The sequence below is a fragment of the uncultured Acidovorax sp. genome (assembly GCF_964021665.1).
Taxonomy (GTDB): domain Bacteria; phylum Pseudomonadota; class Gammaproteobacteria; order Burkholderiales; family Burkholderiaceae_C; genus Acidovorax; species Acidovorax temperans.
The window spans coordinates 1-24,784 of record NZ_CAXIAK010000046.1; the positions used below are offsets into that span (position 1 = coordinate 1).

Annotated in this window: 19 protein-coding genes and 2 pseudogenes; 3 read left to right on the forward strand and 18 right to left on the reverse strand. The window is 64.2% G+C overall.

The window, feature by feature from the left end:
• Positions 1-100: 100 nt before the first annotated feature.
• The 7 genes and pseudogenes from gshB to AADJ04_RS11120 form a co-directional block, all read right to left on the reverse strand.
• A complete protein-coding gene (gshB, locus tag AADJ04_RS11090; protein ID WP_341239646.1) occupies positions 101-1,048 on the reverse strand; it encodes a glutathione synthase in 948 nt (315 codons plus the stop codon).
• Positions 1,049-1,147: 99 nt separating this feature from the next.
• The gene (locus tag AADJ04_RS11095) at positions 1,148-2,338 is read right to left on the reverse strand and encodes a benzoate/H(+) symporter BenE family transporter (protein ID WP_341239647.1); all 1,191 of its coding nucleotides are present in this window, start codon (positions 2,336-2,338) and stop codon (positions 1,148-1,150) included.
• 63 nt (positions 2,339-2,401) lie between these two features.
• A pseudogene (locus tag AADJ04_RS11100) lies at positions 2,402-4,253 on the reverse strand (potassium transporter Kup).
• Positions 4,254-4,447: 194 nt separating this feature from the next.
• Positions 4,448-5,743: a glutamate--cysteine ligase gene (gene gshA, locus AADJ04_RS11105; protein ID WP_198846854.1), complete on the reverse strand. Its 1,296-nt coding sequence runs from the start codon at positions 5,741-5,743 to the stop codon at positions 4,448-4,450.
• Positions 5,744-5,864: 121 nt separating this feature from the next.
• The gene (locus tag AADJ04_RS11110; protein ID WP_273624340.1) at positions 5,865-7,331 is read right to left on the reverse strand and encodes a potassium transporter TrkG; all 1,467 of its coding nucleotides are present in this window, start codon (positions 7,329-7,331) and stop codon (positions 5,865-5,867) included.
• A 166-nt stretch (positions 7,332-7,497) separates the two neighbouring features.
• Complete coding sequence (trkA, locus tag AADJ04_RS11115) at positions 7,498-8,976, reverse strand: Trk system potassium transporter TrkA (protein ID WP_341239648.1); 1,479 nt, start codon at positions 8,974-8,976, stop codon at positions 7,498-7,500.
• 77 nt (positions 8,977-9,053) lie between these two features.
• On the reverse strand, positions 9,054-10,334 hold the full coding sequence (locus AADJ04_RS11120; protein ID WP_341239649.1) for a glutamate-5-semialdehyde dehydrogenase: 1,281 nt from the start codon (positions 10,332-10,334) through the stop codon (positions 9,054-9,056).
• A 63-nt stretch (positions 10,335-10,397) separates the two neighbouring features.
• On the opposite strand from AADJ04_RS11120, the gene AADJ04_RS11125 reads away from it, so the two are divergent.
• Positions 10,398-10,682: a hypothetical protein gene (locus AADJ04_RS11125; protein WP_288483494.1), complete on the forward strand. Its 285-nt coding sequence runs from the start codon at positions 10,398-10,400 to the stop codon at positions 10,680-10,682.
• A 399-nt stretch (positions 10,683-11,081) separates the two neighbouring features.
• Here the strand turns inward: AADJ04_RS11125 and AADJ04_RS11130 are convergent, their stop codons facing one another.
• The 4 genes from AADJ04_RS11130 to AADJ04_RS11145 form a co-directional block, all read right to left on the reverse strand.
• A complete protein-coding gene (locus tag AADJ04_RS11130; RefSeq protein WP_341239650.1) occupies positions 11,082-12,401 on the reverse strand; it encodes an FAD-binding oxidoreductase in 1,320 nt (439 codons plus the stop codon).
• Positions 12,402-12,482: 81 nt separating this feature from the next.
• On the reverse strand, positions 12,483-13,136 hold the full coding sequence (locus AADJ04_RS11135; RefSeq protein ID WP_207374852.1) for a hypothetical protein: 654 nt from the start codon (positions 13,134-13,136) through the stop codon (positions 12,483-12,485).
• A gap of 16 nt (positions 13,137-13,152) precedes the next feature.
• On the reverse strand, positions 13,153-14,208 hold the full coding sequence (gene holA / locus AADJ04_RS11140; RefSeq protein ID WP_273624335.1) for a DNA polymerase III subunit delta: 1,056 nt from the start codon (positions 14,206-14,208) through the stop codon (positions 13,153-13,155).
• Between the two features lie 160 nt (positions 14,209-14,368).
• Positions 14,369-16,099, reverse strand: a complete 1,731-nt coding sequence (locus tag AADJ04_RS11145) for a methyl-accepting chemotaxis protein (protein ID WP_341239651.1) — start codon at positions 16,097-16,099, stop codon at positions 14,369-14,371.
• A gap of 485 nt (positions 16,100-16,584) precedes the next feature.
• Here AADJ04_RS11145 and rocF point away from each other — a divergent pair, with 485 nt between their 5' ends.
• Positions 16,585-17,550: an arginase gene (rocF, locus tag AADJ04_RS11150; RefSeq protein WP_044399076.1), complete on the forward strand. Its 966-nt coding sequence runs from the start codon at positions 16,585-16,587 to the stop codon at positions 17,548-17,550.
• Positions 17,551-17,656: 106 nt separating this feature from the next.
• Here the strand turns inward: rocF and lptE are convergent, their stop codons facing one another.
• From lptE to AADJ04_RS11180, 6 genes are all read right to left on the reverse strand, one after another.
• Positions 17,657-18,160 (reverse strand): LPS assembly lipoprotein LptE, encoded by a 504-nt coding sequence (lptE, locus tag AADJ04_RS11155; protein WP_341239652.1) that lies wholly within the window; start codon positions 18,158-18,160, stop codon positions 17,657-17,659.
• 2 nt (positions 18,161-18,162) lie between these two features.
• Positions 18,163-20,856 (reverse strand): leucine--tRNA ligase, encoded by a 2,694-nt coding sequence (gene leuS / locus AADJ04_RS11160; protein ID WP_341239653.1) that lies wholly within the window; start codon positions 20,854-20,856, stop codon positions 18,163-18,165.
• A gap of 241 nt (positions 20,857-21,097) precedes the next feature.
• Positions 21,098-21,526, reverse strand: a complete 429-nt coding sequence (locus tag AADJ04_RS11165) for a biopolymer transporter ExbD (RefSeq protein WP_341239654.1) — start codon at positions 21,524-21,526, stop codon at positions 21,098-21,100.
• On the reverse strand, positions 21,523-22,245 hold the full coding sequence (locus AADJ04_RS11170) for a MotA/TolQ/ExbB proton channel family protein (protein ID WP_341239655.1): 723 nt from the start codon (positions 22,243-22,245) through the stop codon (positions 21,523-21,525). Before AADJ04_RS11170 ends, AADJ04_RS11165 begins: the two co-directional genes overlap by 4 nt.
• A gap of 14 nt (positions 22,246-22,259) precedes the next feature.
• Positions 22,260-23,105 carry a 4-hydroxy-tetrahydrodipicolinate reductase gene (dapB, locus tag AADJ04_RS11175; RefSeq protein WP_341239656.1) on the reverse strand — a complete coding sequence of 282 codons (846 nt, stop codon included), beginning with the start codon at positions 23,103-23,105 and terminating at the stop codon, positions 22,260-22,262.
• A gap of 121 nt (positions 23,106-23,226) precedes the next feature.
• Positions 23,227-23,793 (reverse strand): outer membrane protein assembly factor BamE, encoded by a 567-nt coding sequence (locus tag AADJ04_RS11180; RefSeq protein ID WP_341239657.1) that lies wholly within the window; start codon positions 23,791-23,793, stop codon positions 23,227-23,229.
• A 96-nt stretch (positions 23,794-23,889) separates the two neighbouring features.
• Here AADJ04_RS11180 and fur point away from each other — a divergent pair, with 96 nt between their 5' ends.
• Positions 23,890-24,306 carry a ferric iron uptake transcriptional regulator gene (gene fur / locus AADJ04_RS11185; protein ID WP_142082963.1) on the forward strand — a complete coding sequence of 139 codons (417 nt, stop codon included), beginning with the start codon at positions 23,890-23,892 and terminating at the stop codon, positions 24,304-24,306.
• Positions 24,307-24,358: 52 nt separating this feature from the next.
• Here the strand turns inward: fur and AADJ04_RS11190 are convergent.
• Positions 24,359-24,784: pseudogene (locus tag AADJ04_RS11190) on the reverse strand (HPr kinase/phosphorylase); the annotation flags it as partial.

Consider the following 24,784-nt stretch of genomic DNA (forward strand, 5'->3'; position numbering starts at 1 on the left):
CTTCTTCAACCAACCCCGCCGCACCTAGAAACATGCCCTCTGTGCAGCGAAGCCCCCGATCATAGCAGAGATTTTGGGCCAAATGCAAGAAACTGAGCTTTTATGAATTTACGGCCGCCTCCAGCGCGTCTATGAAGAGGCTCGCGACATCGCAGCCGGTCTGATCAAAGATCTCTTGAAAACACGTCGGACTGGTCACGTTGATCTCCGTCACACTGTCACCAATCACATCCACCCCAGCCAGCAGCAGGCCGCGCTCCAAAAGAATGGGCCCCAGCGACTCAGCGATCTCCAGATCCCTCGCAGACAGCGGCTGGGCCACACCCTTGCCGCCTGCAGCCAAATTACCCCGAACCTCGCCGCCCTGGGGAATGCGCGCCAAGCAGAATGGCACGGGCTTGCCACCGACGATGAGGACGCGCTTGTCGCCCTCGGCAATCGCCGGGAGGAATTTTTGGACCATGACGCTCTGCGCACCGTCACGATTCAGCGTCTCGATGATGCTGCCCAAGTTCAGCCCGTCTTCGCGAACCCTGAATATCCCCATGCCACCCATGCCGTCAAGCGGTTTCAAAATGATGTCGCGGTGTTCCGCGTGGAATTTCTTGATTTCTGCGGCATCCCTGGTGACGAGGGTGGGCCCGATGAACTGCGGGAACTCCATGATCGCCAGCTTTTCGGGGTGATCACGCAAAGCACGGGGTTTATTAAAAACCCGTGCTCCTTCACGCTCTGCCTGCTCCAGCATGTGCGTCGCGTAGAAATACTCACTGTCAAAAGGCGGGTCTTTGCGCATGAGCACCGCGTCAAATCCGGCCAGCGCTGCGATGCTCTCGGACTGCACTGCAAACCATGAGTCCGTCTCGCCCGTCAAAGTAATGTGTCGGACCTGGGCCGAGACTTGACCACCACGCACCCAGCTCACATGCCTGGGCTCGCACACTGCAAGGGTGTGACCGCGCCGCTGCGCCTCACGCATCATGGCGAAGGTGGTGTCTTTGTAGATCTTGAAGCTCTCAAGAGGATCGGCAATGAACAGAATTTGCATGGTGTGTGTACGGTGAGTGTGCAGAGCTGCACAGGATTGTGTGGCGCCTTCGAAAACGGGCGCATGCACACGCGCAGCATCCACGATGACGCCAGGTCATTAACGAGGCAGAGCGGAACGTGATTGCTTGTACTGTTGCACAAATAAAGCAAGGCTGCCGGCGACCACTCCCCAGAAGGCAGAGCCAATGTCCATCAACGTGATTCCGCTGAGCGTGACCAAGAAAGTGATCAGCGCTGGCTCACGGTGTCTTTCGTCACGTAGGGCGGAAGCCAAACCATTGCCAATGGTGCTCAACAACGCGATTCCGGCAATGGCGACCACCAACTCCTTTGGAAAAGAAGTCAGCAGCCCAGTGACCAAAGCGCCAAACAGCCCGATCACTATATAGATAGCACCGCAGGACGCCGCTGCGGTGTATCGCTTGCTCCGATCTTCGTGGGCTTCGGGCCCCATGCAGATCGCTGCGGTTATGGCGCTGAAGTTCAACGCGAACGCGCCAAAGGGTGCAAGCACCAGCGAAGCCCACCCCGTCATCGTGATCAACCGAGACACCGGAAGCTCATACCCTGATGCGCGGATGACAGCCATGCCCGGCAGATTCTGAGAGGCCATCGTCACCACAAACAGGGGGATCGCCAAACTGACAATGGCGGACACACTCCACTGTGGCGCCACAAACACTGGCATGGCCAAGCGTACGGGCTCCATGGACCAAGCCATCTGCCCCGTTATCAGCACCCACAGGATGCCCACCACCAAGGTGACGACCACCGCATAGCGGGCAGCCATGCGGCGGGCCACCAGATACGCGCCTACCATCAGCAGCACCAGAGGCAGCGCCGTTTGCGCAGCAGCAAAGGCCTGGATGCCAAAACGGGCCAACACCCCAGCCAAAAGGGCAGAGGCGATTTCCATGGGAATGCGATCAGCTACACGTTCGAGGCCTCTGGTGGCGCCCACCAAAATGACCAGTAAAGAACACACCATGAACGCACCCACTGCCTCGCCCATGGAGAAACTGCCCGCAGCCCCGGCCGTAGCAAGCACTGCAGCACCCGGGGTGGACCAGGCCACCATCACCGGCTTGCGCAGCAACAGCGATGGAACCAGGGAGCAAAGGCCCATGCCCAAACCCAGTGCCCAGATCCACGATGTGATTTGTGCTGGCGTGGCGCCAAAACTCTGGGCGGCCTGAAACACGATGGCCACCGAGCTGGTGAAGCCCACCAGCACGGCGACGAAGCCTGCGACAAAGGCCGACAAGCTGAGATCTTTGAAAAATTGCATGGCGCGCATTCTGGCACCCACGCGGGAAACGCTCTCACCAAAGATCAGGGCCTGATCCAGTTGTCAGATTTCGATCTTGGAGCCCAGCTCCACCACCGCGTTGTTAGGCAGATGCAAAAAGTCCGCCGCACCACTGGCGTTGTGGTGCATCTGCGCGAAGAGCTTTTCGCGCCAGTGCGCCATGCCGCTGCCAATGGAAGGGATCACCGTGTCGCGCGACAGGAAGTAGCTGGTGGTCATCGGCTCCACATCGCACCCCCGGCCTCGCAGGGCTTCCAAGGCACGCGGCAGGTCAGGGTCGTTCTTGAAGCCATAGTGCACCACCACCTGCCAGCAGTCATGCCCCAGAGGCTCCACCTGCAAGCGCTTGTCCAGGCCAATCCAGGGTACTTCATGGTTGCGCACCGTGACGAAGAGGTTTTGCTGGTGCAGCACCTTGTTGTGCTTGAGGTTGTGCAGCAACGCATTCGGAACAGCTCCAGGCTCAGCCGTCAGAAAAATGGCCGTGCCTTCCACCCGGGTCGGTGGGCTGATGAAAACCGACTCCAGAAAATCCTTGAGGTCGATGGCATCAGCGCGCAGCTTGGCATTGAGCAGACGGCGGCCTTGCTTCCACGTCATCATCAAAGTAAACAGGGCGCCGCCAATCATCAAGGGGAACCAGCCGCCCTGGAACAACTTGAGCAGGTTGGACGCGAAGAACGCCAGATCCACAACAAAGAAGCAGCCCGTGGCAGCCAGGCACAGCGCCAGCGGGTAACCCCAGCCGTAGCGGATCACAAAGAACGTGAGCGTGGTGGTGATCAGCATGTCCAGCGTCACGGCAATGCCGTAGGCCGCCGCCAGGTTGCTGGACGAGCGGAACATCACCACCGCCAGCACAATGGCCACGAACAGGCCCCAGTTCACCAGCGGCATGTAGATTTGCCCGGTGTCGCGCACGCTGGTGTGCTGGATGTTCAGGCGCGGCAGATAGCCAAGCTGGATGACCTGCTTGGATCAGTGCCTGCGAAGCGATCACGGTGGCAAGCGTGGCCAGCCCGACCAGCGGTATCAGCGCCCAGTCGGGCGCCATCATGAAAAACGGGTTCTTGACGGCCTCAGGCTCAGCCAGCAGCAGCGCGCCCTGACCAAAATAATTCAGCGTGAGCGACGGCATCGCCACACCAAACCACGCCAGGCGAATGGGTCGTTTGCCAAAGTGGCCCAGGTCGGCATACAAGGCTTCCGCCCCCGTCACGCACAACACGACAGCGCCCAGAATGATGAAGCTGGTGCCCGGCTGGTGCCACATGAACATCAGCGCGTGGTGCGGGCTCATCGCCCACAGAATTTCGGGGTGCCCGTGGATGTGAAACACGCCCAGCACCGCCAGGGTCATGAACCACACCAGCGTGATGGGCCCAAAAAACTTTCCGATGCCGCCTGTGCCGCGCTTTTGCACCGCAAAAAGGCAAAACAGCACTACCAGCGTCAGGGGAATGACGTACTTCTTGAAGTGTGGTGACACCACCTCCAGCCCCTCGACGGCCGAAAGCACCGAGATGGCGGGAGTGATGACCCCATCCCCATAAAACAGCGATGTGCCAAAAATACCGACGGCAAGCAGCATGCCGCGCAGCTTGGGCTTGTCTTTGACGGCTTGCGATGCCAGCGCCAGCATGGCGATCAGGCCTCCCTCACCGTTGTTGTCCGCACGCAGCACCAGCACCACGTACTTGAGCGACACGATGACCGTGAGGGTCCAGAAGAAGATCGACAGGATGCCGTAGATGTTCTCGTGCGTGAAGGGCACATGCCCCGAGCCGAACACCTCTTTCACGGCATACAGAACACTCGTGCCGATGTCGCCGTAGACAACACCGATAGCGCCTAGCGTGAGAGCCGCCAGCGAGGATTTGGAAGAGCTTTGCACTGAAGCGACCCCGCAGGCCCTCAAGCCGGTCGGGGTTCCATGATTTGGGGGAGCGCTATTTTGCGCCGCCCGCCCCAGCTTCTGTGCAAACGATCAAATATGTTGCACCGCAACAACTGCCATCTACCACCCCTGGCGCCCAAAGGCCAGGCGTGGCAAGAGCGGCGGCCAAGCCGCAGCGCTACAGCCGGGGGTCAGTCGTACACCTCGGCGTCGGGGTCGGTGGCTTCCAGCTCGTAGCTGGCCGCCAGCATGGCCAGGCGGGCCACCACGCCGTACATATAGAAGCGGTTGGGGGCACTTACCCCAGGGCGCACACCCGGCTGGGGCATGTGCGTGCTGTGCTCAAAGGCCAGGGGCACAAAGCTGGCGCCGGGCGAATTGAGGTTCTCGTCCACCCCGCGCTCGGCGTGCATGCGGTAGAAACCGCCCACCACGTAGCGGTCCATCATGTAGACCACAGGCTCGGCCACCGCATCGTTCACCCGCTCCTGGGTCAGCACACCTTCCTGGATGATGACGTCAGACACCGTCTGGCCGTCCTTGATGACGGCCATCTTGTTCTTGGTCTTGCGGTTGAGCGCGTCCAGCTCCTTGGCGTCACGCACGGTCATGATGCCCATGCCGTAGGTGCCGTTGTCAGGCTTGATCACCACAAACGGCTTTTCATTGATGCCGTATTCCTTGTACTTGCGGCGCACCTTGGTCAGGAGCGCGTCGGTGGCGGCCTGCAGGGCGTCCAACCCGGTGTCCTCGGCAAAGTTGAGCCCGCCCACCTGGCTGAACATCGGGTTGATGAGCCAGGGGTCAATGCCCAGCATCTTGCCGAAGCGCTTGGCCACCTCTTCGTAGTTCTTGAAGTGGGTGCTCTTGCGCCGCACGCTCCAGCCCGCGTGCAAGGGGGGCAGCAGATACTGCTCGTGCAGGTCTTCCAGAATGCCCGGCGCGCCGGCCGAGAGATCGTTGTTGAGCAAGATGGTGCAGGGGTCAAAGTTCTTCAGACCCAGACGCCCCTTGGTACGCACCACAGGCTCCAGCGTCACCGAATCTCCATTGGGCAACTCGATGAGCGTGGGCTTCTTGATCTCGGGGCTGATGGACCCCACCCGTACATTCAGGCCCGCCATGTTGAAGATGCGCTGCAGCTGCACCACGTTGGCCAGATAGAACGTGTTGCGGGTATGGTTCTCGGGAATGATCAGCAGGTTGCGCGCCTCGGGGCAGATCTTTTCGATGGCCGCCATGGCCGCCTGCACCGCCAGGGGCAGCATTTCCTTGGTCAGATTGTTCCAGCCGCCGGGAAACAGGTTGGTGTCTACCGGCGCCAGCTTGAAGCCCGCGTTGCGGATGTCTACCGAGGTGTAGAACGGGGGCGTGTGCTCCATCCACTCCAGACGAAACCAGCGCTCGATGGCAGGCATGGAATCCAGAATGCGCTGTTCAAGCTCGTTGATGGGCCCGGTGAGGGCTGTGATGAGATGCGGAACCATAAAACCCCTCGGGGGACACGTTGGAGAACGATTGTAGGGAACTGGGATTCCGGGATGTGGGGGCGACTGCCGGTTTCGCAATGCCGGCACCCCGGCTGGGCGCAAAAATACTGGCCAGCCGTCAACGGCGCCAGAACGCCGGGGTGAGCACCGCCATGAAGCTCAGAATCTCCAGCCGGCCCAGCAGCATGGCCAGCGTGCACACCCACACCTGAAAGTCCGTCAGCACCGCAAAGTTCGAGGCAGGCCCCACCGCGCCCAGCCCCGGCCCGGCACAGTTCACGCTGGCCAGCACGGCAGAAAACGCCGTCACCGGGTCCAGATCGGTCAGCAGCAGCACCATGGAGAGGCCAATCACCGTGGCGCCGTACACCAGCATGAAGGCCAGCACCGAGAAGATCACGCGGTTGTCCACCACCGCATCGCCCAGGCACACGGGCTGCACGGCGCGGGGGTGCACCAGCCGCGTCATTTCGCGGCGGGCCTGCTTGACCAGAATGAGCATGCGCACCATCTTGATACCGCAGCCGGTGGACCCCGCACTGGTGGCCACGCCCGACAGCAGCAGCATCAGCACCGGCGCAAACACCGGCCAGCCGAGGTAATCCACCGTGGCATAGCCCGTGGTGGTGGCCAGCGACACCACATTGAACATGCCGTGGCGCAAGGCAGTTAGTGGCTCATACACCCCCTTGGCCCACAGCAGCAGCGACACGACCAGGCCACCCACGATGAGCGTGCCCAGCGTGGCGCGCAGCTCCGGGTCGCGCCAAAAACCGCGCCAGTCGCCTTTGCGGAAGGCCACGAAATACAGCGCAAAGTTGCAGCTGGCCACCAGCATGAAGACCACGGCAATGGCTTCGAGCAACGGCGACTGAAAGTGCCCAAAGCTCGCGTCGTAGGGCGACAGGCCGCCCAGGCTCACCGTGGTGAACATGTGCATCACCGCGTCCAGCGGCGCCATGCCGCCCAGCCAGTAGGCCAAGGCGCAAGCCACGGAAAACAGCGCGTACACACCCCACAGCCCCTTGGCCGTGCCGGTCATGCGCGGCGTGAGCTTGGCGTCTTTCACCGGCCCGGCGGCCTCGGCCTTGAAGAGCTGGCTGCCGCCCACGCCCAGCAAGGGCAACACCGCGACGGCCAAAATGAGAATGCCCATGCCGCCCAGCCACTGCAGGAACGTGCGCCAGACGTTGACGGACACCGGCAACTGGTCCAGCCCGCTCATCACCGTGGAGCCCGTGGTGGTCAGGCCCGACACGGCTTCGAAGTACGCATGCGTGAACGACAGCGGCCGCCCAAGGTGGTGCCCCGCCAGCATCAGCGGCAGCGCGGCAAACAGCGGCAGCAGCAGCCACACCAGCGACACCAGCATCACCCCGTGGCGCGGCTGCAGCTCACGCCGGAAGACGCGAAAGCTCCACCACAGCCATGCGCCGACGAACGCCGTGGCGGCCATCGACAGCGGGTACACAAACAGGACGCCATCGCGCGTCCACCACGACACCGCCATGGGCAGCGCCAGCGACGACGCGAAGATCATCACCAGCATGCCCAGCACGCGCAGGACAGGAAACATGTCCGTCATGATGAAAGCCGTTTGTTCAGCACGCTGCACAGTGCCTGATTCTGGCGCGGCCCATGCGAGGGCCGCCGCGCAAGGGCCGCCCCGCCGCGCTGGCGGCGTCCCCCTGCCCGCATTGCGCAGCCATGCGAGAGCGGGGGGAAGGCGCGAAGCGACTCAGGGGGGTGCATCAGAAAAACGTGGCGCTCACGCGGAAGAGCTTTTCCACTTCGCGCACCAGGCGCTTGTGCGGCAGGAAGAACACCACATGGTCATTGCTCTCCACCACGGTGGAGCTGCGCGGAATGATCACCTGCGGCTCGGCGGGCTCCGCAGGCACGGGCAGCGCTTCGGATTCAGGGGCAGACGCCGAGTGGTCGGGCAGACCACGCACGATGAGGCCGATGTGCACATCGCGCGGCAGGGGCAGCTCGCTCACCTTGCGGCCCACCACGCGCGAACTCTTGCGGTCCCCGCGCACCACAATCTCCAGCGCCTCGGCCACGCCCCGGCGCAGGCTGTGCACCGCCTGCACATCGCCCTGGCGCACAAAGGCCAGCAACTCGCCCAGCATGGCCTGCGCGGGCGACAAGGCAATGTCGATCTGCGTGCCGTGCATCAAATCCGCATAGCTGCGGCGGTTGATGAGCGCCAGCACCCGGCTGGCGCCCATGCGCTTGGCCAGCAGGCACGACATGATGTTGTCCTCGTCGTCCTCGGTCAGCGCCAGGAACAGGTCCACCTCTTCCACTCCCTCGTCATTGAGCAGGTCTTCGTCGGTGGTCTCGCCCTGCAGCACCAGCACCGAAGGCGGCAACGCCGAGGCCAACTCCACACAGCGCTGTGGGTCTGATTCGATGATCTTGAGGTGAAAGCGCCCCTCTTCCTGGCCCAGCTGCTGCGCCAGGCGCAGGCCCACGCGGTCGCCACCGGCAATCATGATGCGGCGCACGGGCGGCGCGTTGCTCGCATCGCGGCGGTGCAGGGCCGACAGCACATGCGCAATGTGCTCGTGCGCGGCCAGCACAAACACCTCGTCACCCGGCTCGATGCGGGTGCCGCCCGAGCAGGCGACAAAACGGTCGGGCTCGTCCGGAAAGCGGCGGTAGATGGCCACCAGCCGCACCGCCACATCGGGCGCGCTGGCACGCAGCTCGGCAATGGTGTGGCCCACCATGGGCGCCCCTGCCCGCGCACGCACCGACACCAGGCTGGCCCGCCCGCCCGCAAACTCGCGCACCTGCATGGCCTCGGGATATTCCACCAGCTTGCCGATGTAGCGCGTGAGGGATTCCTCAGGGCAGATGATGCGGTCCACCGCAAAACCGTCGGCGCCCAGCAGCCGGGTATCGCACTGAAAGCCCAGCGAACGCACGCGCGCAATGCGGGTGGGGATGTTGAACAGCAGCTGCGCCATCTTGCAGCACACCAGATTGGTCTCGTCCTGCGCGGCGCAGGCAATCAGCAGATCGGTATCGCGCGCCCCGGCCTCGGCCAGCACGGCAGGCTCGATGCCGCTGCCCACCACCCCACGCAGGTCAAACCGCGCCTGAAGATCGCGAAGGCGCTCGGCATCGGTGTCGATGACGGTGATGTCGTTGCGTTCGGACACCAGGCTGTCGGCCACACTCTCGCCCACACGGCCGGCCCCGAGGATGATGATTTTCATAAGAAATTGGGCTCCTGCTGCCTATTGACCAGCGCAAGCAGCTATCAAATCAAGAGCAAAAACCCTGAGCGCGCAACTCAGCCGCGCACTTCGCCTTCGCCCAGCACCACGTACTTGAGCGAAGTCAGCCCTTCAATGCCCACCGGCCCGCGCGCATGGAACTTGTCGGTGCTGATGCCGATTTCCGCGCCCAGCCCGTATTCGAAACCATCGGCAAAGCGCGTGCTGGCATTCACCATCACGCTGGCCGAATCCACCTCGCGCAGGAACTGCTGGGCGTGCATGTGGTCGCGCGTCAGGATCGCATCGGTGTGGTGGCTGCTGTAGCGGTTGATGTGCGCAATGGCCTCATCCACGCCCGCCACCACCTTCACGCTGATGATCGGGGCCAGGTATTCCTCGCTCCAGTCCTGCTCGGTCGCAGGCACCAGCTTGGCCCCAGCCACGCTGTTCAAAATAGCCAGCGACTCGGGGCAGCCGCGCATCTCCACGCCCTTGGCGGCATACACCGCGCCAATCTGGGGCAAAAACTCCGCCGCAACACCACGCGCCACCAGCAAACCTTCACTGGCGTTGCAGGGGCTGTATTTGTTGGTCTTGGCGTTGTCGGCCACCTTCACCGCCATGGCGATATCGCAGGGGTCGTCCACGTAGGTGTGGCAGTTGCCGTCCAGGTGCTTGATGACGGGCACCTTGGCATCGCGGCTGATGCGCTCGATCAGCCCCTTGCCGCCACGTGGGATGATCACATCCACAAACTGCGGCATGGCAATGAGCTGGCCCACGGCCTCGCGGTCGGTGGTTTGCCCCACTGGCACCGCGTCTTGCGGCAGACCCGCCTCGGCTAGCGCCTGCTGCACCAGCTTGGCGAGGGCCCGGTTGGAATCAATGGCTTCCGAGCCGCCACGCAAGATGCAGGCATTGCCGCTCTTGATGCTCAAGGACGCCGCCTCGATGGTCACGTTGGGGCGGCTCTCGTAAATCATGCCGAACACGCCAATCGGCACGCGCATCTGCCCCACGCGGATGCCGCTGGGCTGCTGCTTCATGCCAATGATCTCGCCAATCACATCGGCCATGACGGCGAGCTGCTCGCAACCCTGGGCGCAAGTCTCCAGCACCTTGGGGCTGAGCTTCAAACGGTCCACCATCGGCTCGGCCAAACCCGCAGCGCGGGCGCGCTCCAGATCGCGGGCGTTATCCACCTGCAACGCCTCAGTCTGCTCGCGCAGCAGCCGGGCCAGGGCCAGCAATGCTTTGTTTTTGATAGCTGCCGGCGCTTTCGCCATCAGCGCAGAGGCCGTTTTTGCCTGGAGACCGAGGGAGTGCGTGTATTCAGCGACATTGAGAGCATTCATCCGGCGATTTTGCCGCAGTTGGCCTTACCCTTGCGGGCTGCACCGTTCACCCCCCATCCGCCCATGACCGACACCGCATCCGCCCAGCTCACCACCCTGGCCCAAGCCCTGCAAGCCTTCGAACGCGGCGACCACACCGCCGCCACCCTGAGCACCCTGGCCCGCCAGCAGACGGCTCTGCTCGCCGCCCTGCCCCCACGCTACAGCGACGTGCTGCTGAACCTGCTGGACCGCCTGGAATCCAGCGCACTTTTTTCGGAGGAAAGCTGCTCATTCAGCCAAAAGGACTTGGTGGCCAACCTGACGATGTGGGTAGAAAAAGCCCAAGGCACGTTAAACGCCAGCTAGCGCCCCCAGGGCCGAGCGCAGCAATGGCCCGAGTGGCTGTTTGGATGTTCGGCTCCCCATCCCCTCTGTATGCGCCGAGGAGCGCAGCGGCCAGCGGATCAGGGCTCGCGATTGTCTGAGCGAAGCGCAGCGCAGCGAGTTCGAGCGAGACCCCGCTGGACGCGAGCACCGCAGGTTGCCCGAAGCGAAGCGCAGGGACGCAGACAGCGGGGTCGCCTTTTCTTTGGTGACTTTCTTTGGGCCGGCCATCCGGTGGCGAAGCAAAAGAAAGTTACTGCGCCGCCGGGCGCACCTCCCGGCTCCCGCACCAGGCAAAAGCATGCAGCCAAATACTGCAATTCACTACGAATTTCATAGCTGCCAGCGCATACCTACAGAGCGCTAGACGCCAAAAAACTCTCAAACCTCCGCCCGCCCCAACCACTTCTCCCGCGCAATATAAGCCCGCACCCCCACCCCCATGAACGGCTGCGGCGGCATGCGCGCCGGCCCACCCAACGCCAACGCATGCGCCAACAACGGATGGTCCTGCCCCAGCGCCAAATCCGCCGCCAACGCCCCCAGCGCAGTGAACTTCACCACCCCCGCCCCATTGCACCCCGCCACCCCATGCACCTGCGGCGCCAGCCGCCCCCAGCGCGGCGCGCCGTTGCGGGTGATGGCGATGGAGCCTTCCCAAAAATGCTCCAGCGCCACATCGCCCAGCTGCGGAAAACGCGCGGCAAACACGGCAGCGTGCTCACGCCGCACCCGCTCACGCACGGCGGGGCTGACGCGGAAATGCGGCGCGTATTCAAAACCCTGGCGCACCAGAATGCGGTGGTCGTCCGTGTAGCGCAGCGTGGCCCCGGTCACGGCACTCGCAGGCGTCACGCCCCAGCCCTCAGGCGCGCACAGGCGGCTGCGCTGCTCGGGCGTGAGCGGGGCAGTGAGCGAGCCAAAAGTGACCAGCGGAAACGTCTCCGCCCCCCAGGCGCTGCCAAACAAGCCCAGCTGCTGCGCAAACCCATTGGCCGCCAGCAGCAACTGCGGCGCACGCACGCTGCCGTGCGGCGCGTGCGCCACCACCTTGCCGCTCGACAAATCCAGCCGCTGCACCGGCGTTTGCTCGTGCAAGGTGACATTGGCGGGCAGCGCATCCGCCAGCCCCCGGCACAGCGCGGCGGGGTTGAGCAGCACGGTGCCCGGCGTGTAGAGCCCGGCGGCAAAGTAACGGGTGCCCAGGCGTGCGGCCAGGGCATTGCGGTCCAGCAGCTCGTGCGGCGCACCCAGGGCGCGCAGCTCATCCACATGGTGCTGCAGCGTGCGCTCGGCGGCGGGCGATACGGCGCAGTGGTACTTGCCTGCGCGCCGCCACTGGCAGTCGATGCGGTGCTGCGCCACCAGCCGCTCCAGGTCGTTCATGCCCGCCGTGAGCAAGGCCTGGTAGTGCGCGGCCCGGCGCAGTTCTTCGAGCGAGCTGCCGATGTTGTGCGGCACATCAATGGCAAAGCCCGAGTTGCGGCCTGAGGCGTTGTTGCCCACGGTGCCTGCGTCCACCACCACGATGTGGGCTTGCGGGCGCAGCTCGGCCAGGCGGCGCGCAGCGGCCAGGCCCGCAAAGCCCGCGCCCAGCACCAGCCAGTCGGCCACCACATCGCCCTGCAGCGCGGGGCGCGGCGTGCGTGGGGGCAGGATGGCGGACCAGCCGTTGGTAGCGTCGTCGTGGGGAAGGCGCATGGGAAGGAAGCCCTGCAGAAGCCGCAGAACAGGATCGGTGAAAGCGATGACTCGGCAAAAAGACGCGAAAGAAGCCCTGGCTCAGTCGGGCATGGCGGCCAGCTTCCGGGCCCTGGCAATATCCAGCTCGTAACGGCCTTCCCACATGCGTGTGCCCGTGACCGCCTTTTGAACGCTGCCGTGAAAGACCGTCTGGGTCTGCCCGTCCAAGTACTGCACCAGCATCAGCTCATCTGCCTTTTGCAAAGTGCTGGCAGATATGGAGACAAAACCGGACACCTGTGCTGTCGTCTTGACGCTGATTTTTTTCTCGTCGGGCGACTCCACGTCAAAACCCGGCTGGTTGGTCATATCGGCCAAAGTGCCTTGCACCTCCACCGCACAATGCAGCTCGCCCAGCCGCCCCATCAAATGGGTGAGGGCGGTGGGTTTCACCCCGAACTCGTCAATCTCGGAGCGAATCAACTCCAGGTATCGGTCGTACAGCACACGGTTTCTTCCGTTGGCGGTGGCCGGGTGCCGCACCTGGATCCGCAGAACCTTGTTGGCAGGATCTATAGCGTAACGCTGTACCTCGTAGAGATGATCATCAAAACGCATGGAGCGAGGTGATGCAGTAATCAAGTCAGCCAATGCCACCGCACTGACACGCCTTGGAGCCACAGCCACCCCGGGCACCTCCACGGCGAAATCTCCCTCAGTTGAAAACAACGAACAGTATTCAGGTGTGCTCATGGTTTGGGGCAAATAGTTAACGCGCCGCGCTGGTCAGGCGGCAGAGCTGAAAGGCCAGGCGCTGCAATGCCTGCCAGCCGTCTTGCGGCCAGTCGGGCTGCTTGAGCCCCTTCACGATGCCATCCACGATGTGGGCGGATTGCAGCAGCCGCGCCAGGGCGGCGTCGCTGGCTTTGGGCAGGATGCGTTCAAACAGCCGCTCCTTGGGGCCCCAGATGCGGTTTTCGCGCAGGGCCATGGGCAGGGGGCGGCCGGCGTTCATGGCGTCTTTCACGCGTTTCAAGGCACGGATGTCTTCGGCCAGCGCCCAGTGCACCAGCACTTCGGCCTCGCCCTCGGCCTGCAGGCCGTCGAGCATGCGCTGCACGCGGCCGGTCTGCCCGGCCAGCACCGATTCGGACAGCTTGAACACGTCATACCGCGCCACGTTGAGCACGGCGGCTTCGACCTGGGCTTGGGTCAATTCACCCGCCGGGTGCAGCAGCGCGAGCTTTTGGATCTCCTGGTGCGCGGCCAGCAGGTTACCTTCCACGCGGTCGGCAAAGAACTGCAGCGTGCGCTGGCCTTCCTCGCCCGCCACCACGCGCTGGCCTTGCTGGGCCAGGCGCTGGGCAATCCACTGCGGCAACTGGCCGCGTTCGATGGGGTCGATCTGGATGGAGACGCCGTTGCCCTCCAGCGCGGCAAACCAGGCGCCGGTCTTGGTGGCTTTGTCCAGGCGCGGCAGCATGACCATGGTGAGCGTGCTGTCGTTGCCCCGGGCCGATTCGGCCACCTGCTGCAGCGCTACGCTGCCGTCCTTGCCGGGCTTGCCCGAGGGGATACGGATTTCGACAATCTGCTTGTCGGCAAACAGGCTGAGCGAACCACCTGCCGCCAACACGGCGCTCCAGTCAAAGTGGGCACCGGCCACGGTGTAGCTGCTGCGTTCGGTGTAGCCCTGGGTGCGGGCGGTGGCGCGGATGGCGTCCGCGGCTTCCTGCTGCAGCAAGGGCTCGTCGCCGTGCAGTACGTACAGCGGCGACAGGGCCCGTTGGAGGTGGTTGGAAAGTTGGGCCAGGGCGACTTGCATGGGCAAAGTTTATCGCCCCCAGGCGGGCTGCCCGGCGCGCGGGGGCGGCGGGCGCAAGGTTTGGATGTTTTTGGCCTGTAGCGCTTGTCTACAAAGCGCCAGCAGCTATTTTTTTAATAGCAGACTGGCGTTCGATGTTCAGAAGCTTTCCCAATCATCGTCACTGCCCTTGGCCGCAGGCGCGGGTGCCGGGGCTGCGGGCTTGGCGCTGTGGGCCCGCTTGGCGGGGGGGCAGGCTTGGGGCGGGCCGCCACCGCAGGCTTGGCAGGTGCCGGAGCAAAGCGCGGCGCGGGGGCCGCTGCAGGCCGGGGGGCCGGGGGGCCGGAGCGGCGTTGCGGGCGCTGGTGGCGCCCACGTTGAACACGCTCACCACTTCGGCCAGGCGCTGCGCCTGGTCGCGCATGGAGGCTGCGGCGGCGGTGGACTCTTCCACCAGCGCAGCGTTTTGCTGCGTCATCTGGTCGAGGTTGGCCACGGCCTGGTTGACTTGGCTGATGCCGTCGCGTTGTTCGGTTGAAGACGCCGTGATTTCGCCAATCAGGTCGCTCACGCGGCGCACGCTCGCGACGATCTCTTCCATGCTTTGCCCGGCCTGGGCCACCTGGGCCGAGCCGCTTTCGACGTTTTCGACCGACTGGTTGATGAGGGTCTTGATTTCCTTGGCGGCTTCAGCGCTGCGGCCGGCCAGACTGCGTACTTCGCTGGCCACCACGGCAAAGCCACGGCCTTGCTCGCCCGCGCGGGCAGCTTCCACGGCGGCGTTCAGCGCCAGGATGTTGGTCTGGAAGGCGATGGAGTCAATGACGCCAATGATGTCGCTGATCTTGCGCGAGCTTTCGGTGATCTGCTGCATGCTCGTCACCACCTGGCCCACCACTTCGCCGCCACGGGCTGCGGCCTGGGCGGCGGTGCCTGCGAGCTGGTTGGCTTGGCGGGCGGTGTCGGCCGACTGGGTGACGGTGGCGGTGAGCTCTTCCATGCTCGACGCGGTTTCTTCCAGGTTGGCCGCGGTCTGCTCGGTGCGGGCCGAGAGGTCGTGGTTGCCGTTGGCGATCTGGATGGAGGCGCTGGAGACGGAATCGACGCCCTGGCGCACCTCGCTCACCACGCCGCGCAGGCGGGCCGACATGTCATTGAGGGCGCGCAGCATCTGGCCGAGTTCGTCTTTCCGGCTGGTTTGCAGCTCGCGGGTCAGGTCGCCTGCGGCGATGGCGTTGGCGGTGTCCACCGCTTGCTGCAGGGGCGCGGTGATGGAGCGCACCAGCAGCCAGGCCAGCAGCGCACCCGCAGCAAACACGACCAGCGCGGTCAGGGTGCTGATCACGCCCGAGCGAATGCGCTGGGCCAAGGCCTCTTCGCGCACCGCCTCACGGCGGCGTTCCAGCTGGGCGATGAATTCATCTTGCGCCTTGAGGTAGCGCGCCACCATGGGGGTGAGCTGCTCGTCGGCAAAGCGCTGGGTTTCCACCGCATCGCCCGCGCCCTTGAGCTCCCAGGTCTTGGCCACAGCTTCCAGCACCAGCTTGCGCTCGGCTACCACCTTGTCGATGGCGGCTTTTTCCTCGGGGGCGGTCGCGCCTGCCACGATGGTTTCCTGAATCTTGTTGATGTCGCCGATGATTTCCTTCACCCGCGCGTCGTACTGCTGTGCCAGCACGGCGTCGGTGGTCACGGCGCCGCCCGTGATCATGTTCACGGCCGTTTCGGTGCCGCCGCGCCAGCGCACGGCTGCCACCACACGGGTGTCGATGTCCACCACGGCATCCATGGCGCGCGCCATGGTGGTGTTGCCGCGGTTTTGCGCAATGCCCGACACCAACGCCATGGCCACCATCAACCCCAAAAACGCAAACCAGAGCTTGCGCGAAACGCGAATGTTGTCGAGCTGCATATTCTTCTGCCTCTAAATGGATGACCAGCCAGCCCATGGCCGATACATCTGATTACAAACACCAGTCTCCCCAGTGTGCGCACTGAAGCGGATCGGTTGTCTCCGTAGTAACCCGCAAGCCCCCAGGGCTGCGATGGTTACATGAATGTTACAACCCTCCCGCGACGCCACGCTTGCACGGTCGATTTGCGCAGTTGCATCTGTCAATTTGCGTCATTTATCGCGCCAAATGCTCAACCCGCTGTCTTTCCACTGGCGCCGCGTTGGCACAAAATCCTGCAAACCTGCCGTGGCTGTGATTAGAACCCCTGGCTTTTCACTGCCACAGCCCCGGCTGTCGCCTGCTTGTCATTGAGGGCATGGTGTGCTCTCCAGGCCACCGCACGCAGGGCCAGGGTTCGAACGCTAGAGGCCGGGGCAACGCCGTTGCGCCGCCCCGAGGTGCCTGCCACACTCACCCAACCATCGCCTTCCACCCCACAGACATGACCCACGACCTGCCCGCCACCCCGCCCCGAAGCCTCCCGCCCTGCAGCCTGATTGGCGCGCCGACCGACATTGGTGCCGGCGCACGCGGCGCATCCATGGGTCCCGAGGCCCTGCGTGTGGCGGGCTTGCAGGCGGCGCTGGAGCTGCACGGGCTGCAGGTGCTGGACCGGGGCAACCTAAGCGGCCCCTCCAACCCCTGGCAGCCCCCAGTGGATGGCTACCGCCACCTGCCCGAGGTGGTGCAGTGGAACCGGCTGGTGTATGGCGCCGTGTATGCCGAGCTGCAACAGGGCCACCTGCCCATCTTGCTGGGTGGCGACCACAGCCTGGGCCTGGGCAGCATCAGCGCCGTGGCCCGCCACTGCGCCGAAAGCGGCAAAAAGCTGCGCGTGCTGTGGCTGGATGCGCATGCCGACTTCAACACCAGCGCGCTGACGCCCAGCGGCAATGTGCACGGCATGCCCGTGGCCTGCCTGTGCGGCTTTGGCCCGGCCGAACTCACGCAGCTGGCCCACATGCCCGGTGGCGGCCCGGCGCTGCACCCTTCGCAAATCCGCCAGATCGGCATTCGCAGCGTGGACGAGGGCGAAAAGCGCTTTGTGCACGAGCAGGGCCTGGAGGTGTTTGACATGCGCGCCATCGACGAGGTGGGCATGCGCCAGGTGATGGAGCGCGCCCTGGCGGGCATGGACGCCGACACCCACCTGCATGTGAGCTTTGACGTGGATTTTCTGGACCCCGACATTGCCCCCGGCGTAGGCACCACCGTGCCCGGCGGCCCCACCTACCGCGAGGCGCAGCTGTGCATGGAGATGATTGCCGACAGCGGCCGCCTGGCCTCGCTCGACATCGTGGAGCTGAACCCCGCGCTGGACGTGCGCAACAAGACCGCTGTGCTGGCGGTGGACCTGGTGGAGTCGCTGTTTGGCAAGAGCACGCTGATGCGCACGCGGCCGTTTTGATGGCGCAGGGCCAGCGGCCTGCTCAGCGCCCAGAAAAAAGCACTGGCGCTATATTTTCAATAGCTGTCAGCGCTTGATTCATAAGCCCCACAGGGCGATTTCGCGCTTACATTGGCAATCTGGCTACCGACAGGCGCCGCAGCAGCTGCTGCACGATGTCGGTCTGCATGTTGCGGTACTGCAGGGCTTCTTCCGCCTCTTTCGACAGCGCCAGGGTTTCGTTGTAGCTCATGTCGCGCTGCTGCTGGATTTCGGTCTCGGGAATCATCTCCACCCCGGCCGCAGTGCGCAGGCGAAACTTCACCTTCAGGCGCAGTTGCAGCTCACGCACCTGGCCCGAGGCGTTCTGGCCCACCACGATGCGCTCGCGCTGTTCCGACAGGATGTCGATCACGGCCTGCGCAGAAGGCAGATCAGCGGCGTTGCGCAGCACCTTGAGCGGGCTGCCCGAGCCCTCCAGCGTGCGCTGCAGTTCGCGGGCCAGGGCCGAGTTGGCGGGCGCGGCGATGTACAGCGACGAGAACGAAAACTCCGGCACGCCCCGCAGGCGAAAACCGCAGCCCGCCAGCACAGCCGCCGGGACCAGTCCGAGCAAGGTGCGCTTGTGCATGCTTACACCACCACGTTGACCAGACGACCCGGCACGACGATGACGCGCTTGGGGGCCGCGCCACCGCTGTGGGCGGCAAAGGCTTCGCTGGCCAGCGCAATGCGCTCGATCTCGGCCTTGTCGGCCTGCGCGGGCACCAGGATGGAGCCGCGCAGTTTGCCGTTGACCTGCAGCATCAGCTCGATTTCGTCCTGCACCAGCGCATTGGCATCGACCTGGGGCCAGGCAGCATCCAGCAAGTCGCCCAGCACACCGGCGTAGCCCAGGCTTTCCCACAGGCTGTGGGCAATGTGCGGTGTGGCGGGGTACAGCACACGCAGCAGGATGCCAAAGCCCTCGATCAGTGCGACCTGACCACCGGCGGTATCGACGGCCTTGAAGTCTTCCAGCGCATTGATCATCTTCATCGCGCCCGATACCACGGTGTTGTACTGCATGCGCTGGTAGTCGTAGTCCACCTGCTTGAGCACGGTGTGGATTTCGAGGCGCAGGGCCTTGGCTTCCTTGCCAAATTCAATGTCTTTCAGGCTGCTAGCGCTTGCTACGCTTGCGGTGGCAGCTCCCATATCCATAGCAGACAGCTTCACGCCGAAGTTCCACACGCGGCGCAGAAAGCGGTAGCTGCCTTCCACGGCCGCGTCGTTCCATTCCAGCGTGGCTTCGGGCGGTGCGGTGAACATGGTGTACAGGCGGGCCGTGTCGGCGCCGTACTTTTCGATCAAATCCTGCGGGTCCACGCCGTTGTTCTTGGACTTGGACATGGTGCCCACGCCCTCGTAGTCGATGGGCGTGCCCACGGGCAGCATGCCGTCACCGCTGGAAGCCTCGTTCTTGAGCTTGGCGCCGATGATCTTGCCGCCTTCATCCAGCACATGCTCCACGTCGTGCGGCCAGAAGTAGTCCTTGCCGCCCTTGGCGGTGCGGCGGCTGTAGATGTGGTTGAGCACCATGCCCTGGGTGAGCAGCTTGGTGAAGGGCTCATCGACCTTGACCAGGCCCAGGTCGCGCATGACCTTGGTCCAGAAGCGGGCGTACAGCAGGTGCAGGATGGCGTGTTCGATGCCGCCTATGTATTGGTCCATCGGCATCCAGTAGTCCGCACCACCTGCGACCATCGCTTCGGCGTTCTTGGGGTCGCAATACCGCATGAAGTACCACGAGCTGTCCACGAAGGTGTCCATGGTGTCCGTCTCGCGGCGCGCAGGCTTGCCGCAGACGGGGCAGGTCACACCGGCGTGGAAGCCTTCGTGCTTGTGCAGCGGGTTGCCCGAGCCGTCGGGGATGCAGTCTTGCGGCAGCACCACGGGCAGGTCTTTTTCCGGCACGGGCACGGCGCCGTGCTCGTCGCAGTGGATGATGGGGATGGGTGTGCCCCAGTAGCGCTGGCGGCTCACGCCCCAGTCGCGCAGGCGCCAGGTGGTCTTCTTCTCGCCCAGACCCTTTTGCTCCAGCGCATGGGCCACGGCGTTCACCGCGTCCTTGTAGTTCAAGCCGCTGAAGCTGTCGGAATTGATGGTGACGCCGCGCTGTTTGTCGCCATACCAGTCGTTCCACTGGTGGTAGTCAAACGTCTCGCCATCGACCAGCACCACTTGCTTGATCTCGATGCCGTACTTGAGGGCGAAGGCAAAGTCGCGCTCGTCGTGCGCGGGCACGCCCATCACGGCGCCGTCGCCATAGCCCATCAGCACGTAGTTGCCGACCCACACCTGCACCTTTTCGCCGGTCAGCGGATGGGTGACGTACAGGCCCGTGGGCACGCCCTTCTTCTCTTGCGTGGCCAGCTCGGCCTCGGTGGTGCCGCCGGTCTTGCATTCTTCGATGAATGCAGCGAGAGCCGGGTTGCTCTTGGCCGCGTGGGCCGCCAACGGGTGCTCAGGGGCCACGGCGCAGAAGGTCACGCCCATGATGGTGTCGGCACGCGTGGTGAACACGTACATCTTGCCGTCACCGATCAGCTTGCCGTCATCGCCTTGGATGTCGTGGGTGAAGGCAAAACGCACGCCTTCGCTCTTGCCGATCCAGTTCTCCTGCATCAGCTTCACACGCTCGGGCCAGCCGGGCAGCTTGTCGCCGGTCACGAAGTCGAGCAGTTCTTCGGCGTAGTCCGTGATCTTGAGGTAGTAGCCGGGGATCTCGCGCTTTTCCACCACCGCGCCAGTGCGCCAGCCCTTGCCGTCGATCACCTGCTCGTTGGCCAGCACGGTCTGGTCCACCGGGTCCCAGTTCACCACCTGGGTCTTGCGGTAGGCGATGCCCTTTTCCAGCATCTTCAGAAACAGCCACTGGTTCCACTTGTAGTACTCAGGGTCGCAGGTGGCGACTTCGCGGCTCCAGTCGATGGCCAGGCCCATGGCCTGCATCTGCTTCTTCATGTACGCGATGTTCTCGTACGTCCATTGGGCAGGTGGCACGCCGTTTTTCAGCGCGGCGTTTTCGGCGGGCAGGCCGAAGGCGTCCCAGCCCATGGGCATCAACACGTTGTAGCCGTTCATGCGCAGGTAGCGCGTGAGCATGTCGTTGATGGTGTAGTTGCGCACGTGGCCCATGTGCAGCTTGCCGCTAGGGTACGGCAGCATGGAGCAGGCGTAGAACTTCTTCTTGCTGGTGTCTTCCGTCACGCGGTAGGCGTCGCGGGCAGTCCAGTGGCTGTGCGCTGCGCGTTCAACCTCTTGGTGGGAGTATTTGTCTTGCATGGGAGCTTGAAGGTGAGAGGACGGAGCAGGCCCACCCTGGGCCGCAATCGGTGGATTTTAGGCGGTGCGGCGGCCAGCGCCGGGCCAAACCGCACCGCGCCAGTGCGGCGTGGGGCCTGCCACCGCCAAGCCCAGCGATCACGCCACGCGCGAAAGTCGGGACATTTGCAATCAAATCGGCCTGCAGCGCTTTATCCACAAGCGCTAGCAGCTATTAATTCAATAGCAAATCAACCAACCACTACGGGGCGCTGACCTTGGCAGGCTCGGCCACGAAGCCGATACGCTGCAGCCCCGCTTCATGGGCGGCACCCATGATTTCGACCACGCGGCCATAAGGCACGGTGGCGTCGGCGCGCAATTGCACTTCGGTGGTGGGCTGGGCTGCGCCAATGCGTTGCAGGCGCACGGCGAGCGCGGCTTGCGACAGGGGCTGGTCATCCAGATAGGCCTGGCCCGTGGCGTCCACCACCACGGTCACAAACTCAGGCGCCGCAGCGGGGCCCGTGCCTTCGGCCTGGGGCAAGTCAAGGCGGATGGAGCTGGCCAGCAGCGGCGCCGTCAGGATGAAGATGACCACCAGCACCAGCATCACATCCACCAGCGGGGTCATGTTGATGTCGCTCATGGGCTGGGTGCCCGTGGTGCGTTCCAGCCGGCCGAAGCTCATGCGCTGGCGCCCTCTGGGCCGCGCAGTTCACGGACTTCCACGCCTTCACGCTGGGCCGGGGGCGTGCCCGCCAGCAGCTCACGCAAATCCAGCGCAAAGCCTTCCAGGTCGGCCTCGATGCGGCCGATCAAACGGCCGAACACGTTGTAGGCCAGCACGGCTGGAATGGCCACAGCGAGCCCGGCAGCGGTCATGACCAGGGCCTCGCCCACAGGGCCTGAAAGGCGGTCAATGGTGACCTGCCCACCCCCACCCAGCGCCGTGAGCGCATGGTAGATGCCCCACACCGTGCCCAGCAGGCCCACAAACGGGGCGGTGGCGCCCACGGTGGCCAGCAGCACCTGCCCGTATTGCAGGCGGCCCAGCACCCGGTGCAAGGCATCGCGCAGCACGCGCGTGAGCTGTTGCGACAAAGGCCCGGCGGCAGCCAGCGTGGTGCCCACAGAAGCCGCAGTGGGCTGAACCACCCCTTGCACGGCCGCCACCAGCGGTGCCACCAGCGCCTGCGAATCCAGCGCGGCCAACCGCTGGGCGGCCACATCGAGCGAGGGCGACTGCCAGACGGCGGCCGTGCAGCGCGCCACCTCGCCGCCCGCGCGCAGCACCAAACGCGCCTTCCAGAGCATGACCACCCAGCTGGCCACCGACATGGCCAGCAGCACCACGGCGGCGCCCTGGGTCACCGCATCTCCCTGGCGCCACCAGTGAAGGGCGTCCATGGCGTGGGCCTGCGTCAGTTCTTGAGGTTGAGCACGTCGAACATGTCGAACATGCCGGTCTTATGGGCCGCCAGAAAGCGCACGGCGCGCAAGGCGCCCTGCGCATACGTGGCGCGGCTGGAGGACTTGTGCGTGACCTCGATGCGCTCGCCAATGCCGGCAAACAGCACCGTGTGATCGCCCACGATGTCGCCACCACGGATGGTGGCAAAGCCGATGCTGGAGGGGTCGCGCTCGCCCGTCACGCCTTCGCGGGCATACACGGCGCAGTCCTTCAAATCGCGGCCCAGCGCTTCGGCAATCACTTCGCCCATCTTGAGGGCCGTGCCCGAGGGCGCATCGACCTTGTGGCGGTGGTGGGCTTCGATGATCTCGATGTCGTAACCGGTGGACATGGCCTTGGCAGCCATCTGCAGCAGCTTGAGCGTGACGTTCACGCCCACGCTCATGTTGGGCGAGAACATGATGGCGGTGCGCTGCGCAAAAGCGTCGAGTTCAGCCTTTTGTGCATCGGTAAATCCGGTGGTGCCAATGACGGCCTTCACCCCCAGCTCCGCGCACACGGCCATGTGGGCCAGGGTGCCTTCGGGGCGGGTGAAGTCGATCAGCACATCGGCGTTCTGCAGGCCAACCTTCAGGTCGGCGGTGATCGCAACGCCACTGGCGTAGCCGAGGAACGCGCAGGCGTCAGACCCGATGCCGGGGCTGGAAGGCACGTCCAGCGCGCCGGCCAGCACGCAGTCATCGCTGGCACGGATGGCTTCGATCAGCATGCGGCCCATACGGCCCGATGCGCCAGCCACCGCAACGCGGCAGGGGGTGGAAGAAGACGCCGCAGCGGCGGTGGTGTTCACAGACATGTCGATCCTGCAAAAAAGAGATCAGCCAAGAAATCAGCGTGCGCCTCGCGCGCATGGCGCTGCCGCGCGCCCGCCGTAAAAACTTACCCCACCATCATGGGCGGGGTATGCGCCCCGCAACTCAGCGCGAGGATGATTCGAGGGGCGGGTAGCGGCCGGGCGTGGGCGCTGAGGGTGCTGGCGCTGCAGGTGCAGCGGCCGCCTCTGCCTTGCGGGCGGGGTAGCGGGCCAGCTGGGCCTCGGTAGCCTCCAGCGAAGGCACCTTGGGCTTGCCTTTGTGCGATCCCAGGGTGGCGACGAACTCGGTCTCAGAGGGCATCTCGTCGCCCTCGAAGCGCGCCAGCGTATCCCCCTGGAAGAACACGGTGAGCTTGCGCGATTCCATTTCAGAAGATGGGCGCTTGATGGTGAACACGTACTCCCAGCGATCGCCATGGAACACGCTCGTCATTAGGGGCGTGCCCAGGATCTCGCGCACCTGCTGGCGGCTCATGCCCGGCTGCAGCGCTTGCACCTGCTCGCGCGACACGAAGTTGCCTTGGACGATGTCGATCTTGTAGGGAGTGATTGCGTTGGCCACACGGCGGCTGGCACCGTCGAAGCTGCCACATCCCGCCAGGACAGCGACTGCGGCGCTGACCCAAAGAATGCGGCCCAGGCGGGCGTTGCAACAGGCTTGGTCTGGCATGGGGAAAAGGTCAAAGGATATGATCAAACCATTGTAGCGGCAGCCTCCCCTCGCATGGGCGGGCCCATTCCCCGCAACCGCAAGGAGCCTCCACCCATGACCAATATCGACGAACTCAAGAGCACGGGACTCAAAGCCACCCTGCCTCGCCTGAAGATCATGGAGATCTTCCAAAAAGGCGTGCAGCGCCACATGACGGCGGAAGACGTGTTTCGCGTGCTGCTGGAAGAACGCTCGGACATTGGCTTGGCCACGGTGTACCGCGTGCTCACCCAGTTTGAGCAGGCGGGCATCCTGATCCGCAGCAACTTTGAAAGCGGCAAGGCGGTGTACGAGCTCAACGAGGGTCAGCACCACGACCACTTTGTGTGCACGTCCTGCGGCAAAGTGGAAGAGTTTTACGACGCGGAAATTGAAAAGCGCCAGCAGCTGATTGCGAAAAACAAGGGCTGGGTGGTGGAAGACCACACCATGGCGCTGTACGGCCAGTGCGCCAATTGCGCTAGCAAGTAAGCGCCAGCGACACCAAAACGCCACTACGGCAGGGCGGCGTCAAAAGGCGAACTCAGCCCCCGCTGTCGCGCTCCATGGCACGGCGGTGGCGATCCACAAACTCCTGGTAGGTATCAATACCGCGCAACTGCAAGATGGTGTTGCGCACCGCAGCCTCCACCAGCACAGCAATGTTGCGCCCTGCCACCACCTGAATGACCACCTTCAGCACGGGCACGCCCAGCACGTCCTGGGTGAGCGGCTCGTAGGGCAGGCGCTCGTAGTCGCGCTCCAGCGTTTCCTTGCGCACCAGATGCACGATGAGCTTCAGGCGCATCTTGCGGCGCACCGCTGTCTCACCAAAGATGGCGCGGATGTCGAGCAGGCCAATACCGCGCACTTCCAGCAGGTTCTGCAGCAGCTCGGGGCACTTGCCTTCGATGGTGGTCTGGTTGATGCGGTACAGCACCTGCATGATGCCGGCCGAGGTCTCCGGATC